Genomic DNA, 15,997 nt, shown 5'->3' on the forward strand with positions numbered 1-15,997 from the left:
CCTCCCGGAGCCGATCGCTCCTACCCAAACAGCCATGAAGAAAGAAAAAAACCGCTGGCTCATCGCCGCCTCCGCTGTAGGCGTGCATGTCTCAATCGGCTCCGTCTACGCGTATAGCGCCTGGAAGATGCCCCTGGAAAACACCTTTGGTTGGACATCCACCAACACCTCGGTCGCCTTCAGCATCGCCATCTTCTTCCTTGGTCTATCGGCCGCGTTCCTCGGGCGATTCATCGAGCGCAAAGGTCCGTCCAAGGGCGGACTGCTTTCGGCGGTCTTCTTCAGCTTGGGTCTGCTGGGATCCTCGCTCGCATGCTATCTGGAAAGCCTTTGGCTGTTCTACCTCTGCTTCGGCGTGATAAGCGGCATCGGTCTCGGACTGGGCTACATCTCCCCGGTCTCCACTTTGGTGAAATGGTTTCCCGATCGTCGTGGCCTAGCCACTGGACTGGCTATCATGGGCTTCGGTTTCGGAGGTTTGATCTGCGCTCAGCTGATCGACATCTTCGTCCCCACCCAGGACGAAATCGTTCTTAGCGACGAAATCAGAACCTACGACTACCTGCAGACCTTGGAAAGCGATGCCGCCGCAGCCGCAGCAATGGTCGCTGGCGCTCCGAGCGTCGCCGATTTCAAGGAAAAGAGCCACCAAGCGGCCGAGCTTTTCCGAGCGGAAAAAACCGACTCTGCCGAGTACAAGGCTCTCAAGGCGGAGACAGAGGGCTATCGCTCCACCCTGATCTACAACAAGAGTTCCATAACCAAGGCCTTCCTCTTCCTCGGCATCATCTACCTCTGCGTGATGGTTCCCAGCGCCCTCTACATCGCCCCTCCTCCAGATGGCTACGCGGAGAAGTTCGCCGCCGGCGATCCCGCCAAGGCCAAGAAGATCAAGTCAAACGGCGAGATGACCGCCATGGAGGCGATTCGCACCCCTGGCTTCTACGGACTTTGGATCATGCTCTTCATCAACGTGGCCTGCGGTATCGCAGTGATCGCCACCGCGAAGAAGATGGGCTACGAGATGGTGCGTCTGCCCGTGGAAATGGCCAGCTTGCTGGTCATGGGCATCTCCCTCTTCAACGGCCTCGGTCGCATCATATGGGCTTCCTTCTCCGACGTCATCGGCCGCTCGAACACCTACGTGGCCTTCTTCGTCATCCAAATCATCGCCTTCCCCTTGCTCGCGAATCTGACCGGTTCCCCTATCGCGTTCATGGCCGTCACCTTTCTGGTCCTGACCTGCTACGGCGGCGGATTCGCCAGCATCCCGGCCTACATCTCCGACCTTTTCGGACTCAAGGAAATGCCCACCATCCACGGCTTCATCCTGACCGCCTGGTCGCTGGCCGGAGTGGTTGGCCCCACCTTGAACTCGTACGTCTACGAAAAGACCCATAGCTACCAGCAAAGCCTCTACGTCTTCGGCGGGGCCTTCGTAGTAGCCCTGGTCGTCTCGCTGCTGATGAAGCTGGAAATCAAACGTCTGGATCGCCACTACAGCAATCAGGACGTCGAACTCGCCCGCCCTCATTTGCACGGCGAATAACCGCCCTCCCGGGCCCTCCTCACAAAGTTCCCCCCTAACGCCGGCGTCACCGCCAGCCCTCAAAAGGGTCACTTTTCGAAGTGACCCTTTTTGCTGCCGGCTTTGAGCGAGAAACGCATGGAAAAAACACGCTCCTTTCGCCAGATCGTCTCGAACCGCTTTCGGACGGTATTCGCCGCACCGGTACAGCTCAATGAGCTCCAGTGAACGCGTGGGTGAAGGCCACCGCCGCCGCGTCGGATTCATCGAGCGCCAGCGTCGCCCCATGGCCCAGCAAGCTTCGAATGGTTTTTGCGACCTGCTCCTTGCTCGCTCGCCCGTGCCCTACCACCGCCTGCTTCACTCTCAGCGGAGGGTATTCGAATACCTCCTTGCCGCGCATGGCGGCGGCCGCGATAGCGGCGCCTCGCGCCGCCCCTAGGATCTGGGCCGTTTGAAAGTTCTGCACGAAAATCGTCTGTTCGAGGGCGACTATATCGATCTCTCTCGTATCCAATATCTGGAGCACCTCTTGACATATCTGACCGAGACAGCTCGCCATGGACAGGCTTGGCTTGAGCTTCAGGGTCTTGCTATGCAGCAATACGGCCCGCCCGCTATTGCCAAACTCGACCACCGCGAGCCCCGTGCCGCGCAAGCTCGGATCGATGCCGAGAATGGCGCCCTCGAATCGACGTTTCGCCAACGGGACCGAAATCGGAGCGCCGCTTGTGGATCGGCCTTCGACCTTGTCTTTCCAAAGCTGTCTGACGCCTTTGCGTGCCATCGACTAGAACGAGAGGTAGAGCATGTAAGCCACGGCCACTACCGTTAACCAAAACGCGATGCGCTCAAACCAATTCTGGCTAATCTTTCGAGCGAAGAAATAGCCGAGCAGGCTTCCCGCCGCCACGAATGGGGCCAGCTTGAGGTTGGCTTCCAAACTGCCCCAGTTGACCAGCCCCTGCTGGTGGAGAAACGGCACCTTGAAGAGATTGAGAAAGGTGAAGAAATAGACGCTGGTGCCCATGAACGCCATCTTTGGCAGACGCATGGCGAGAAGGAAAAGGATCATGATGGGACCGGCTGCATTTGCCAGCGTAGAGACGAACGCGGCGATGACTCCAATCGACGCCGCAGCCCCATAGCTATGCGGCAAGGCCTCGCTGATCAGCTTCGGCCATCGCTGTCTGGCGGCATGAAGGGCCAGCATGGCCGCCAATACCAGGCTGATGACCAATCGAGCTTGCGAACCATCCATTTTCCCAAGAGTGAACCACCCTGCGATCACCCCGATCACTGCCCAGGGCACCAGCCTCAGCACATGCTTCCATTCGGCATGGCGACGATAGATTAGCAACGAGCAGAAGTCTCCCATGATCAACAGCGGCAGACCAAATCCCACTGCGTCTTTCGCATCCAACAGTATTTGAAAAATGGCTACATTGAGGATTCCCAGGCCCGGCACCCCGCTTTTGCTCAAACCGATGATCAAAGCGGCCAAGGCGAACATGCTCCAGCGCCACAACTCGAAATCCATGCCACACTGGAGGCCATTGGCAGACCCTTTGCAATCGCAAAGCCGTTTCGCAAACGAACGCGAAACCCGTGATTTCCGGAAATACTCCTTGTGCCTCGAGCGGGAGTTCGCGAATGATACTGGCCTCGCTTCGTTCCCATCCTCAATCAATCTGTCACCATGGAAAAACTACGCTGGGGCATCCTCGCAACTGGGTACATATCGGGCCGTTTCGCCCACGGGCTCAACCATTCCCATTCCGGGAAGCTGCTAGCGGTCTCCAGTCGCAGTCAAGCCTCAGCCGCGACCTTCGCTCGCGAATTCGATGCCGGACGGGCCTACGGCAGCCATCAGGAGCTGCTGGCCGATGAGGAGGTCGAGGCCGTCTACATCGGCTCGCCCCATCCCTTTCATGCCGAGATGGCCATCATGGCAGCGAAAGCGGGCAAGCATGTGCTTTGCGAAAAGCCGCTCAGCATGAATCTGCGCCAGGCGAAGAGCGTCGCGGAAGCCGCGCGAAAAGCCGAGGTGCAGTTGATGGAGGCGTTCATGTACCGCTGCCATCCCCAGACTGAAGCGCTTGTCCGTCTCATTTCCGAGGGGCGAATCGGAGAGGTTCAGTTCGTGCAAGCGAGCTTCGGTTTCAAAGCGAACTACGATCCTCAAGGGCGCCTCTTCGACAAGAGGCTGGGAGGAGGCGCCATACTGGATGTAGGCTGCTACCCGCTATCCTTCGCGCATCTCATCGCCCAGATCGCATCTGGAGAAACGAAACTCCGCGGCTCGCTGAGCGGACTGAAAGGCCAGCTCGATCCTCATACTGGAGTGGACACCTTCGCCCTCGCGACCATGCGATTCGAAAACGGACTCGCGGCCCAAATCGCTACCGGAACGCTGGGGGAACTGGAAAACACTGCGCGCGTCTTCGGATCCGAAGGCTGGGTCGAGATTCCCGTGCCATGGATCATCGCCCGCTTGGGCGGCGAATGGGAGCTCCGTCTGCACCGCAACGGCCAAGAGGAGATCGAGCGAATCAGTGGATACGATTCCCGGCCAATCTACGCCATAGAAGCGGACCATTTTGCGAGCCTGGTTCGCGCCGAAAAGCCAAGCGCTCCGGGAATGACTGTCGAAGATTCGCTTAGGCTGGCCCGCGACCTGGAGGAATGGCGCAGCGCCATCGGCGTCTCCTATCCCGCAGACGCGGAAGACTAGAAAAGACCGCCCCCCCCAGAAGTCGGTTATCTGTCGGAGCGAAACTTCTCTAAAGAGGAAGCCTTCTTTTTTTCCTTGGGCTTTTCGACCACCGGAGCGCCATCGCGGCCACCCTTCATCCAACTTCCCGCGTAGTACACCACATCGTGGTCCTCGTAGACCTCGAATTCGGTGAGACGGTAGCCGTCATTGCTGTAGAGCGCGTTCTTGTTGTAGAACTCGTCCGCCAGCAGATCGAAGGCGAATTGCGTGGACTGGGTTTCCGCCATGCGAACCCATTCTCCAGCGAACACGAAGTCGCCTTCGTATTGGTAGCCCTCCACGTCGATCAAGCGAAATCCGGCCTCTCTCATGGAAGCGGCCACCTCGCCAAAGGTGTTCTTCGGTATAGCCCGATAGAAGCGAACCTCCAGCTGCTCGTCGTTCTTCATCCAAACCGCGGAATGGCGATACTTGCCGTTGGATTCGTAGGCTTCGAAATCGACTAGTCGATAGCCTCGGTCCGCCATTTCGCCGTATCGATTGGAAAACTCCAGACTCTCCATGCCGAAGTAGAACTCCGTATCGAGCCCCTCCTCCGTCTTGAGCCATACGCCCGAGAAATGAAGCGTAGCGCCGGTGCGGTCCGCCTCGAATTCCACCAGCGAGAAGCCTTCATCCTGATGCTTCTTGTGAGCGTCCAGAAATTCGGTGATCGGCTTGGACATCACGATGCGCCACTCGTCCTTGGGGCCAATCTTGGTCCATATGGTGGAAACCGTGTTCGAGCGCCCCAGGCGGTAGCTTTCGATGTCCGCGATGCGAAAACCGTCTTTGGTCAGCTGGGTGAACGCCTTGGTGAACGATTCGCGATCGAGGCCGGACTTGAAGCTCCAGTCCAGATCGGCTTCCGAGTAGTCGGATGCGAAGGCTGCAGGAATAGCGAGGACCCCGCAAGCGAGGCTGAGCGCCCGGAAAACGTGTTTAAGGAAAGGGTATGCGCAAAGGTGAGAGTTCATAATAGATTCCTCCAAGGAGACTCTAATAGGATCGGCGCCTAGCCGCCACTCTCAAGAGCGGATGCCCTCTATTTTCGTTCTAGGCCATTTCCACAGTTCCCCCGAGGAAACCCGTGAACTGGCCCTCTCAACCTTGATTCTGATGCTTATGCCAAGCGACCACCTCGGCGTACGGGACCGAACCTCCGAAAAGGTCCAAGGCGCTGCCAATGGTCAGGTCCACGTTTCCCTTTCCTAGGATCCTCACGCGTTCCAGATCTTCCATGGAGCGAGCTCCGCCAGCATAGGTCACCGGCACCGAACACTCTTCCCCAAGCATGGCCACCAGCGGCTCTTCGATGCCAGCCATCCTGCCCTCCACGTCGACTCCATGCACGAGAAACTCGCAGCAATAGGTCGAAAGCTCGCCCAAGGTCTGGCGATCCAGCTTGGTGTCGGTAAAGCTCTGCCAACGGTCCGTCACCACCCAGTAGGCGCCATCTCGCAAACGGCAGCTCAAGTCCAGCACGAGACGGTCGCGCCCGATAGCCGCCAACAACCCCTGCAGGCGCTCGAAGTCGATCCGGCCCTGACGAAAGACGTAGGAGGTCACGATGACCTGCGACGCGCCGGCATCGAGGTAGAACGCGGCATTGTCCAGGGTGACGCCCCCCCCATACTGCAAACCGCCGGGATAGGCGCCCAAAGCCTCCAGGGCCGCTTCCTGATTTCCGGGGCCGAGAGCGATGACGTGCCCGCCCAGCAAGCCGTCCCTCTGGTAGCGCTTGGCGTAGTCGGCCGGGCGAAGGTCCGACTCGAAATTGGTGGACAATCCCGAGTCGTCCGTGTCGGAGAGCGTGCCTCCCACGATTTGGACGACTTTGCCGTTCTTGAGGTCGATGCAGGGTCGAAAGCGCATGGGATGAACTGAAATGGCTTAAACTAGAGGCATGGCAACCGTTCTCTGGCGCCCTTGGCTTTCCTCAGCGGCGCCTCCGCCTGGCGTCCGAGCTCATCCAGAACGCTTTCCAGATTCTGGCGGTCGCGCTCCAGCTGCTCATCGTCGGCCCGCCGATCGATGACGAACTCCTGGCCCACCACGACTTCGATACGGGCGAAGGGCTTGGGGATGATCATGCGATCCCATGACCGGATCCTCCAGTAGCTGCTGGCCCAGCAGGAGGCGGGCAGGATCGGCTTGCCGGTCATCTTGGCGAGGGCCACGGCGCCGACCTTGGCTTTGTAGACGGGGCCTTTGGATCCATCGGGCAGAATGATGATGGAGAGCTTCTGCTTCACTATCTTGCGGTAGAGCGCCATCAAGCCAGCGGCGCCGCGTCGGGAGGAGGATCCGCGCACGACGTTCATGCCCGCCAGCTTTCCGATGGTGGCGCCGATCTCCCCATCCTTCGAATCGCTGGACATCATAGCCATGGAGAAGTCCCGCTGCCGGAGAAGGTAGCGGTACATGTAGGTGGCGAAATAGAACATGCGGTTGTGCCAGATCGCCAGAATCAACGCGTCCTGACGTTGCTTGAGCCCCAGCAAGGCCTGACGATTTCCGCGGATTCGAATCCGGTAGGTGAAGCTGAGCAGGCGAATGATCAGGTAGATCAAACGGGCTAGAAAGAGAGCCTTGGGCGGGATGGTCTTTGCTTCGTCTTTGGAAATCATAGGAGGAGGACGCCGCCGTCGCGACGCGCTGCCCCCCTTCTGTCTCGGTTACCCGCTCTTTGGCAAGGCTTTCGAAACCTCGCCGGGAATTGTCCGAGCGCTAGGTCCGGCTATCGAGATTGTTCTGGGAGATCATGCGGCGTACCTTGCCCACATATTCCCAACGCTCCTGGGAGTAGCGCACCAATCCTTCCGCCAAGTCGTGTCCGCTCGGCTCGCGACTGGCGTCGCGAAACGCAGCCCGAATTTCGCGAAGCGCCGCGTAGGAATCGTTGGTGTTCAAATTGGTCAGGTAGGCGTAGAACGACTGACGGGGCGATTCGTAGGCCGCCACCTCGTAGGTGCGACCTGCCGGTCGGCGCTTAGGCACGATGCCGCAGCCGGGATCGTAGCACCACATGCCGAAAAGGTTGTTGCCTTGCCGAGCGAAGCGAGAGGTGCCCCAGCCGCTTTCTATCGCCGCCTGAGCCAAGGCGAGCGAAACCGGGATGGTGTCCACGCGAAGGAGCAAGCGCTCGAACGTGCGCTTGGAGGCGGTCTCCACCGGCTCCAGCTTGTAGCGCTCGAGGTAGTCGTTCAGGGCTTCCAATCGGGATCCGCTCAACTTCTGGTGGCGTTCGAAGTACTGCTGAAGCTTCAGGACCTCGGCCCGTTCCTGGAGGATTTCGCGATTGGCCTCCGCCACGAACGGCTCCAAGAAGTCGAAAAACGCCTGCTTGCGCGCCCGCACGTCGCCGATGCTGGCGAAATCCGGCAAATCGACATGTTCGATGCGTCGCTCCTGATCCTCCATGATGACTTCCTCCACCACGTTGAAGAGCGAATAGGCAGCGATGAGGATGAGACAGATGCCGGACGCGGCCAGCATCCAGGTCTGGTAGTCGCCTCGATTTCCGAAGGTCACCCCGCGGAGCAAAGACAGATTTGGTGTGCGTTTTGGACTCATTTTCCCTTCCAGTAGATTTCAGCCGACGCGCGTCCCGTCGCGGCCGACCGATGCGTGATCAATCGACTCTCTTCAGATGGAGAAAGACGTCTCCATCCATCCAATACTCGATATAGTTGCCCGCCGTGTTCACGTGGTCGGTCCACCCGTACGGCGTCTTTCCCTGATTTGCCGGAGATACCAAGTCGTACTCGCCATGCCACCACTTGCGGTAGCCAGCGAAGTACTCGTTTGAGATCTTCACGATGAGCTCCTTCTCCTTGTACTCTGGCAGCAGCTGCAGGTAGACATTCCCATCCTCCGTGACCTTCACGTCCCGCAGGATGCGTTCGTTGAAGGTCAGAGCTTCGTAAGGACCGAAGCGGCGCGGCTGGGCGTCCGACGCGTCCGCTCCCCCCTGGGCGAAGACCGCAGGCCCCAACCCGCAAAAGGCGAAAAGCAACGCAGATACAAGAAGTCGGCTCATGATTCCGTAGCACTGAATAATAGAGCTCGCAAGAAGTCAAAAACCTAAGGTCCTGAGCGTTTTCTAATGGATCGCCGGATCGCCTTCGGCGCTACTACTCACTTGCCCCATAAGCGCTTTCCGAAAGCGGACGAGCGGGGCCTACCGACGATTGCGACGCGAAACGACCGCCTCGCGACCGGTCAAGCGCTCGTTTCAAGGCGCAACATCCTCGCATTTTGAATCTTGCGCAGCACGCGGCGCGAATCGAGTATGCGCCCCATACGTCCTTTATGGGAATCCGCGCATGATTAGCAAACTAGGTAGAGAGTCCATCCGCATCGTGGGAGAGTTCGGGGAACTGACACGTTTCTCGGCTCGAGCCAGCGTAGCTCTGCCCAAGCAGCGCCACATCCTCGAGAAACTGGTTCGGTCCATCTTCGAGATCGGCGTTCGCTGCGTGCCCATCACCCTGATCGTCGGCCTCTTCACTGGTCTGGTGCTCGGCCTGCAGCTCTTCTACGTGCTGACCAAGTTCAGCTCCGAGAGCCTGCTGGGACAGGCGGTCGCGCTGTCGATCATACTGGAAATCGGTCCGGTCTTCACCGCCATCATGATCGTGGGACAAGCGGGCAGCGCTCTGTCGGCCGAGATCGGCATCCAGCGCAACGCCGAGCAGATCGACGCCTTGAAGACCATGCAGATCGATCCGATCGGCTTTCTGGTCTCGCCTCGACTCTGGGCGGCCATGATCTGCTTTCCCATTCTTACCTGCTTTTTCGACATCGTCGGCATCTTCGGCGGCCACCTGACTGGCGTGGAGCTGCTGGGCGTCGACCAAGGCGCCTACTGGAATCGGATCTACGAGGCGGTCAGCTTGAAGAACATCGGCGACGGCTTCCTCAAAGCGGTGGTCTTCGGCGTCGTGACGACTCTGATCTGCTCCTTCCAAGGCTACTTCACCCACCTCAAGGCCAGCATTCCCGGCGCCCGAGGGGTTTCTCAAACAACCACCCGCGCCGTGGTGTACTCCAGCATCGCCATCCTGATGTTCGACTACCTGATAACCTCCTTTCAGATGACCCGATGAGCGAAGGTAAAACCCTGCAGATACGTGGACTGAGCAAGGCCTTTGGCGAGCAGGTGGTGCTCGACGCCATCGACATGGACCTTGACCTAGGCTCGCACACCACGGTGATCGGCAAGAGCGGCATCGGAAAGTCGGTCCTGCTCAAATGCGTGTCGGGACTGCTGGTGCCGGACGCGGGAAGCGTCACCATCGATGGCCAAGGCTCGACTCCGCCGTGCAGCTACATGTTTCAGCAAAACGCCCTTTTCGATTCCATGACGGTTGAGGAAAACGTCGCTCTACCGCTTCGCGAAACTGGAAAGGCCAAGCGGAGCGAGATCGCCGAGCGCGTGCATTCGCTGCTCGAGCAGACGGATATCGCCTCATCCGCCAAAAAGTACCCTGGGGAAATCTCCGGCGGCATGAAAAAACGCGTCGCCCTGGCCCGAGCCCTAATAACCAACCCGAAAATCATTCTCTTCGACGAGCCGACCACCGGTCTCGACCCCCAGCGCAAGTACGCAGTTTTCGACATGATCCGGGAATACCGCAAGCGCTTCGACTTCACGGTGCTCATGGTCAGCCACGACGTGCCTGAAGTGTTCGAGATCACCGACAAGGTCGCCTGGCTCGACAGCGGCAAGATCCGCTTCTGGGGCAGCCCCGAGGAGCTGGAATCCGATCCGCCCGAAGGCTTGAAACCGTTTCTCAATCCGCAACTCACTCTCGCCTAAGGCGCTCCTTCTATGAACAGCAAGAAAGTCGATTTCTCTGTCGGTCTCTTCGTCCTCATCGGACTGCTCGCCATCGTGTACATGGCCGTTCAAATCGGCGGCAGCCGTTTCCTGGGCAGCGATCTGAAATCCGTCACCGCGATCTTCACCAACGTCGGCGGACTCAGTTCAGGCAGCAATATCATGATCGCAGGAGTGAAGATCGGCACCGTGGGCCCGATCACTCTCAATCAGGAGTCGCTCAAGGCGGAAGTCGAGCTGCGCATCAACGACGACATCGAATTGTTCGACGACGCCACCGCTTCCATAAAAACCAACGGCCTCATCGGCGACAAGTACGTCTCCATCTATCCGGGCACGCCCGACTTGGGCCTCGAGCTGTCGGGACCGATCGTGGACACCGAACCCGCGATCGACATCGAAGGGCTGATCAGTCGATTCGCGTTCGGCGACGTGACCAAGGAAGAAGGAAAGTAACCCTCTTCCCTCCAGCCGTGTAGGCTCGACAAGCTAAACGTATTACGATTAAGGCGAAACAAACTCCCGGCAGGCGCAATCCTAACGACTGCCGCGTCCGTTTGAAACTTCCAACCTATCCTTTCCATGAAGGTCCGTATCGCATTCGCATTTCTGACTACCTTATTTTTCGCATTGGCTCCCGCGCAGCTTCAGGCCGCCGAGGAAACGCCGGAGGCATTGCTGAAGAAAACGGTCGACCAGGTGGTCGACATCCTGCACGAAGGCGACGCCTCCAGCATCGAGGACAAGCGAGCTCGGATTCTTGACCTGCTGCAGTCGCGCTTCTCCTTCGACATCATCATTCGTCGCGCTCTTGGGAGAAACTGGAACGAGTTCAACGAGGAACAGCAAAACCGCGTCACGCAGCTGATATCCGATTTGCTGATACGCTCCTATACGAGAGAGCTGAAGAACGGCCCCAAGCCGAACATCACCTTCGTCGGCACCGACGATCTTTCCGACAACAAGATCGAAATCAAGTCGACGGTGACCTTTCGCGACAATCTGGTGGCGGTGAACTACCGACTGGCAAATATTCGCAATCGCGGATGGCAGGTATACGATGTACTTATCGAAGGCGTCAGCATGGTCAGCAACTATCGCAAGCAGTTCGACGAGCACTTTCAGACCAAGTCCGCCTCCGATCTTCTCAAATTGCTGCAAAGCAAGCTCGATAGCTTCGACACCTAGCCACTTTCATGAAGGCATCCACACTCTCTCTTTTCGCAGCCACGCTTATCGGCCTACCCGCTTCCCTCGTCGGACAGGACGACGGACTCGATATCGACGAGCTTTTCCAAGACGACTTCGAGGCCGAACGGCAGGTATCGATCAACGACCCGCTCGAGCCGGTCAACCGTGCGATCTTCAAGTTCAACGACGGCCTGTACAACAAGGTCGTGCGCCCCTTTTCCAAGGCCTACGCCCGTGTGATGCCAGACCCGGTGGAAAAAGGCATCACCAACGTCTTCGAAAATCTGGAGTTCCCATCCCGCTTCACCAGCAACCTGCTCCAAGGACGCGTCGGCAACGCCGCCAAGGAAACGGGTAAGTTCCTGGTGAATACGACTGCCGGCATCGGCGGCATCATACGCGTCTCGGACGAAATCGACGGGTTGGACATTCCCGATGAGGACATCGGCCAGGCCTTCGCGTCCTGGGGCGTTGGCCACGGCTTCTACCTGGTGCTTCCCTTCATGGGACCGAGCAGCGCCCGGGATCTGGTCGGAGATTTCGCAGACGGAGCGGTGGAGCCGATTCCAACGCCGTGGTCGCAGGTGGACGATTCCACGGACCGCCTTATCCTTCGCTCCATCGATATCGTCAACGATCTCCCTCGCTTGATGGACGTTTACGATTCGATGCAGCGCTCCGCGATCGACCCGTACGCGTCGGTGCGCGATGGATACGCCCAGCGCAGAGCCAGGCAAGCGAGCGAATAGGCAAGCGAGCTTCCGAGACGGACCATCTCTTCACTAGAAAGAAAAACGGCTTTCAGGATTTCCCGAAAGCCGTTTCGCTATTCTAAATTGAAGCGCCGCCGAAATGGGGCTAGCTTTCGGCCCGTTCGCGAGCGTCGGCGAGAATCGCTTCCTTGAGCTTTTCCAAGGTCTCCTTGGTCTTGCTTTTGGTAGCTTCCAAAGCTCCCGCGTCCGAAACCTCCTCACGTCCAAAGAGGTAGAACTTGATCTTGGGTTCCGTACCGCTGCCACGAACCGCGTATCGGTATCCATTTTCCAATTCCACGAAGTAGAGATCCTGCTTAGGCACCTCCTTGCCATCCGGATCGATCACGTCCTCCACGCCGAAATCGGTGAACTTCGCCACGTCGCTGCCGAGGAAACGCTTTGGCGGGTTGGCCCGGTAGGTCTCTAGGATGCGCGCGATCTTCGAAGCGCCAGCCGCGCCCTCGTAGACCAGCTGACCGAGTCCTTCGAGGAAGTATCCATTTTTCAGATATATCTCATCCAGAAACTCCAGAACGGACTTTCCACGCGCCTTCAGGCTGGCAGTGATTTCGCAAATCAGTGCGCAGGCCGCGTTGGCGTCCTTGTCGCGCACCGTATCGTTCGGCAGGTAGCCATAGCTCTCTTCGCCGCCAAATACGTAGTAGGTGCTGTACTTCTGCAGCAGCTTTGCCCGCTCCTCGAGCGAAAGCTTGTCGTAGTCCAGCTCCTCGCCCGTTTCCGCCTTATGCTTGGAACAGGCCTCGGCCTGGTAGATGCCCAGCTTTTCGCCGATCCACTTGAAGCCTGTGAGCGTATTCACGACCTTGATACCGTGATTTTTCGCGATGGTGTCCTGCAGCGGCGAGGTCACGAACGTTTTCACCAAGGCGCAGTTCTGTCCGCCCTCCTGAGGGATCCAGCCCATTTCCTTAAGCTTTGAAATGCGATACTCCGCCATCATGGAGCCGATCTGGTTTCCGGTCACCAGCGCCATCTTGCCCTTCGGTCCTTTGACAGCGATGCCCATGCGATCCGCATCCGGGTCGGTAGCCATGAGCAGGTCGTATCCGTTTTTCTCGGCCAGATCGATCGCCATCTGCAAGGCTTCGGAATTCTCCGGATTCGGCGACTTCACCGTGGGGAAATTGGAGTCGAACTCCAGCTGCTCCTTCACGATCAAGGGATCCAGTCCAAGCTTCTTCAACGCAGGTACCGTAGCCACCGCTCCGGTGCCGTGGATGGGGGTGAACACCACCTTCAAATCGGCCTTTTCGAAGACGGACGGATCGACCACGCAATTGGCGACGCAGTCCGCGTAGGCGTCATCCAGGTCGCTTCCGAGCACCGTCACGCCATCGAGATCGACGCCGATGTAGTCCTGCAGTCCCGCGAAGGGCGTGGCATTCACCTGCTCGATGATGCCCGAATCGTTGGGAGGCACCACCTGGCCGCCGTCGGAAAAGTACGCCTTGAACCCGTTGTCGTGAGGAGGGTTGTGGCTGGCGGTGATCACTACACCGCAAGTCGCTCCGAGGTGGCGAACCGAAAAGCTGAGCTGAGGCGTGGAGCGCGGCCCGTCGAAGATGTAGGCCTTGCCTCCCTTCTTGGTCCAGACCGAGGCGGCGAGCTCGCAGAAGAAACGGGAGAAGTGCCGCACGTCATGGGCGATGACAAAGCTCGGCGCCTCCACGATGCCCTCCTTGTCGTGGTAGGCCTTGGCGTAAGCGAACAAGCCCAAAGTGGCGCGCACCACGGTGTATTCGTTAAGCATGTTGGACCCCACACCAGGATGAGCCGGCTTGCCGCTGGCATCCATATCGCCCTTCTCCAAAGACGAGGGCGTCATGCCAATGGTACGGCCTCTCATGCCTCCCGTGCCAAAAGCGATTTCGCGATAAAATCGATTATTTAGCTCGTCCGCATTGCCGGCATCGAGCAGCTCGCTTAAGCTGGCCAGCGACGTTTCTGACAAAAACCCGCCCTCCAGCCAGGTCTTGATGTTTTTCGCTGCGGCGGGAAGGAGCCCGCCATTCTCTTCCAATGAAGCCACTTTCGCGATAAGTTCCTGAATCATCGGGGTTCACTAGATTCGCAAGAGCCGCTCGCTTCAACTCCTTTTGTTGCCGCGGCGTCACGAACAGGATAAAATGAGGACAGTCCGACCGAAATTCTCATTTGTCTATTGCCCGGTATCCGTTTGATCTCATCGTCTTTGTAAAATTCACTTATGCCTTCCGACTCGACCCACGAAATCACCTACGTGATCGGCCATAAGAATCCAGACGCCGATTCGATTTGCTCCGCTATCGCCTACGCCAATCTGAAATCACTGCAGGGACAACGTGGCTTCATCCCCGCTCGCTGCGGCAATACCAACGCCCGCATCGACACCATTCTCTCCAAGTTCAACCAGCCTACGCCGCTGTTCGTGGGCGACGTATCGCCAAGGGTGAAGGATATCATGGTGAAGAAGGTGGTGAAAACGCGCCAGAACGCCACCTTGTCCGAAGCTCTCCAGCTCATCGACGAGCACGACGTGCGCGTGCTGCCGGTGGTGACCGAGGACAACATTCTCAAAGGGTTCGTCTCCATCTTCCAGATGGGCGACTACTTCATCCCGAAGTTTCGCGAACCTCGCTCCATGCGCCATGTGTACACCAGCATCAACGACGTGGCCAAGGCCTTGCAGGCCGACGTGAAGTACACGCGGGAACCGGACTCGCTGGAAGACATGTACGTCAAGATCGGCGCCATGGATATTCGCTCCTTCGGCAAGTTCAACGGCTCCGACGCCATCCAAGCCAGCCAGACGATCATCATCGTGGGCGATCGCTGGGACATCCAGCAGCGCTCCATCCAGATCGGCGTTCGGCTGTTGGTCGTCACGGGCGGTCTCGGCATCGACAACGAGGTGCTGGAGCAGGCCAAAAACGCCGGCGTCTCGCTCATCGTCAGTCCCTACGATTCCGCCACCACCGCCTGGGCCATCCGCACCGCATCGAAAATCGAGCGCCTGATCGAGACCAACTACACCTCGTATTCGGCATCGGATCGGCTTTCGCGGGTCAGCCGACGCATCGCTAGCTCCAACGCTCAGGCCTTTATGGTCACTGACGACGAAGGACACCTAACCGGCATTTTCACCAAGACCGACGTGCTCAAGCCCATCAAGACGAACCTGGTGCTTGTCGACCACAACGAGATGGGACAGGCCGTGCCCGGAGCCTCGGAAGTCAATATCAAGGAGGTCATCGACCACCATCGCCTCGGCTCCATGAACACTCAGCAGCCGATTCTCTTCATCAACGAACCAGTGGGCTCCACCTGCACCATCGTGGCGGATCTCTTTCGTCGCAACGATCTCGAGCCCTCGCCCGACATCGCCGGCATCATGATGAGCGGCATCATCACCGATACGCTCAACCTGAATGGCCCGACCTCCACCGACAAGGACTCCGAGATCCTGAGCTGGCTCGAGTCCATCGCCGGCATCAAGGCCGACGACCTCGCTACGGAGGTTTTCAGCAGCGGATCAGTCATCCTCTCCCTCAGCCCAGATCAAGCCGTCGTGGCCGACCAGAAGTTCTACGAGGAAAACGGAGTCCGCTACTCCGTGTCGCAAATCGAGGAACTCGGCTTCCAGAACTTTTGGAAAAACTCCGACGAGCTCTCCCTGGCCTTGGAGAATTTCGTGAAGAAGGAGGGGGTCAGTTTCGCCTGCATGCTAGTGACCGATATCAACCGCCAGAACTCCTTGCTACTGGTGAAAGGCGACCCGGAGTTCATTGATCGAATCCCCTATCCGCCGGTCGAAATCGGCGTCATCTACGACCTGCAGGGCGTGGTCAGCCGCAAGAAGCAGCTCATCCCATTCATCTCCAGCGCCTTGAAAGGCTCCCTGACCAGCCGCGAAACGGCTTAGG

16 protein-coding genes are annotated in these 15,997 nt (G+C 58.4%); 8 read left to right on the plus strand and 8 right to left on the minus strand.

Features of this window, described 5'->3' with window-relative positions:
- Positions 1 to 34 precede the first annotated feature (34 nt).
- Positions 35 to 1,549, plus strand: coding sequence for an OFA family MFS transporter (locus tag QEH54_RS20130; RefSeq protein ID WP_309020513.1), 1,515 nt, complete (start codon positions 35 to 37; stop codon positions 1,547 to 1,549).
- 190 nt (positions 1,550 to 1,739) lie between these two features.
- Here QEH54_RS20130 and QEH54_RS20135 read toward each other — a convergent pair whose 3' ends face one another.
- Positions 1,740 to 2,315, minus strand: coding sequence for a crossover junction endodeoxyribonuclease RuvC (locus QEH54_RS20135; protein WP_309020514.1), 576 nt, complete (start codon positions 2,313 to 2,315; stop codon positions 1,740 to 1,742).
- Between the two features lie 3 nt (positions 2,316 to 2,318).
- On the minus strand, positions 2,319 to 3,068 hold the full coding sequence (locus QEH54_RS20140) for a sulfite exporter TauE/SafE family protein (protein WP_309020515.1): 750 nt from the start codon (positions 3,066 to 3,068) through the stop codon (positions 2,319 to 2,321).
- 159 nt (positions 3,069 to 3,227) lie between these two features.
- Here QEH54_RS20140 and QEH54_RS20145 point away from each other — a divergent pair, with 159 nt between their 5' ends.
- Positions 3,228 to 4,262, plus strand: a complete 1,035-nt coding sequence (locus QEH54_RS20145; RefSeq protein ID WP_309020516.1) for a Gfo/Idh/MocA family oxidoreductase — start codon at positions 3,228 to 3,230, stop codon at positions 4,260 to 4,262.
- A 26-nt stretch (positions 4,263 to 4,288) separates the two neighbouring features.
- Here the strand turns inward: QEH54_RS20145 and QEH54_RS20150 are convergent, their stop codons facing one another.
- The 5 genes from QEH54_RS20150 to QEH54_RS20170 all read right to left on the minus strand — a co-directional run bounded on the left by QEH54_RS20150 (position 4,289) and on the right by QEH54_RS20170 (position 8,325).
- Positions 4,289 to 5,260, minus strand: a complete 972-nt coding sequence (locus QEH54_RS20150; protein ID WP_309020517.1) for a hypothetical protein — start codon at positions 5,258 to 5,260, stop codon at positions 4,289 to 4,291.
- Between the two features lie 127 nt (positions 5,261 to 5,387).
- Positions 5,388 to 6,158: a phosphoribosylformimino-5-aminoimidazole carboxamide ribotide isomerase gene (gene hisA, locus QEH54_RS20155; protein WP_309020518.1), complete on the minus strand. Its 771-nt coding sequence runs from the start codon at positions 6,156 to 6,158 to the stop codon at positions 5,388 to 5,390.
- 23 nt (positions 6,159 to 6,181) lie between these two features.
- Positions 6,182 to 6,913: a lysophospholipid acyltransferase family protein gene (locus QEH54_RS20160; protein WP_309020519.1), complete on the minus strand. Its 732-nt coding sequence runs from the start codon at positions 6,911 to 6,913 to the stop codon at positions 6,182 to 6,184.
- Positions 6,914 to 7,013: 100 nt separating this feature from the next.
- Entirely contained in the window at positions 7,014 to 7,859 is an 846-nt protein-coding gene (locus tag QEH54_RS20165) for a glucosaminidase domain-containing protein (protein WP_309020520.1), read from the minus strand.
- A 58-nt stretch (positions 7,860 to 7,917) separates the two neighbouring features.
- A complete protein-coding gene (locus QEH54_RS20170) occupies positions 7,918 to 8,325 on the minus strand; it encodes a hypothetical protein (protein ID WP_309020521.1) in 408 nt (135 codons plus the stop codon).
- Between the two features lie 286 nt (positions 8,326 to 8,611).
- Between QEH54_RS20170 and QEH54_RS20175 the strand changes: the two genes are divergently transcribed.
- The 5 genes from QEH54_RS20175 to QEH54_RS20195 all read left to right on the plus strand — a co-directional run bounded on the left by QEH54_RS20175 (position 8,612) and on the right by QEH54_RS20195 (position 12,068).
- Positions 8,612 to 9,394 (plus strand): ABC transporter permease, encoded by a 783-nt coding sequence (locus QEH54_RS20175; RefSeq protein ID WP_309020522.1) that lies wholly within the window; start codon positions 8,612 to 8,614, stop codon positions 9,392 to 9,394.
- Entirely contained in the window at positions 9,391 to 10,107 is a 717-nt protein-coding gene (locus QEH54_RS20180) for an ATP-binding cassette domain-containing protein (protein WP_309020523.1), read from the plus strand. The genes QEH54_RS20175 and QEH54_RS20180 overlap by 4 nt, the downstream gene beginning before the upstream one ends.
- A gap of 12 nt (positions 10,108 to 10,119) precedes the next feature.
- Positions 10,120 to 10,584 carry an outer membrane lipid asymmetry maintenance protein MlaD gene (gene mlaD, locus QEH54_RS20185; protein ID WP_309020524.1) on the plus strand — a complete coding sequence of 155 codons (465 nt, stop codon included), beginning with the start codon at positions 10,120 to 10,122 and terminating at the stop codon, positions 10,582 to 10,584.
- A 126-nt stretch (positions 10,585 to 10,710) separates the two neighbouring features.
- On the plus strand, positions 10,711 to 11,316 hold the full coding sequence (locus QEH54_RS20190) for an ABC transporter substrate-binding protein (protein ID WP_309020525.1): 606 nt from the start codon (positions 10,711 to 10,713) through the stop codon (positions 11,314 to 11,316).
- 8 nt (positions 11,317 to 11,324) lie between these two features.
- On the plus strand, positions 11,325 to 12,068 hold the full coding sequence (locus tag QEH54_RS20195; protein WP_309020526.1) for a VacJ family lipoprotein: 744 nt from the start codon (positions 11,325 to 11,327) through the stop codon (positions 12,066 to 12,068).
- Positions 12,069 to 12,177: 109 nt separating this feature from the next.
- Here QEH54_RS20195 and QEH54_RS20200 read toward each other — a convergent pair whose 3' ends face one another.
- A complete protein-coding gene (locus tag QEH54_RS20200) occupies positions 12,178 to 14,148 on the minus strand; it encodes a phospho-sugar mutase (protein WP_309020527.1) in 1,971 nt (656 codons plus the stop codon).
- A 153-nt stretch (positions 14,149 to 14,301) separates the two neighbouring features.
- Between QEH54_RS20200 and QEH54_RS20205 the strand changes: the two genes are divergently transcribed.
- Positions 14,302 to 15,996, plus strand: coding sequence for a putative manganese-dependent inorganic diphosphatase (locus tag QEH54_RS20205; RefSeq protein ID WP_309020528.1), 1,695 nt, complete (start codon positions 14,302 to 14,304; stop codon positions 15,994 to 15,996).
- The last annotated feature ends 1 nt before the right edge of the window (position 15,997 follow it).

The sequence above is a fragment of the Pelagicoccus sp. SDUM812003 genome, from assembly GCF_031127815.1.
In the GTDB taxonomy this organism is placed as follows: domain Bacteria; phylum Verrucomicrobiota; class Verrucomicrobiia; order Opitutales; family Opitutaceae; genus Pelagicoccus.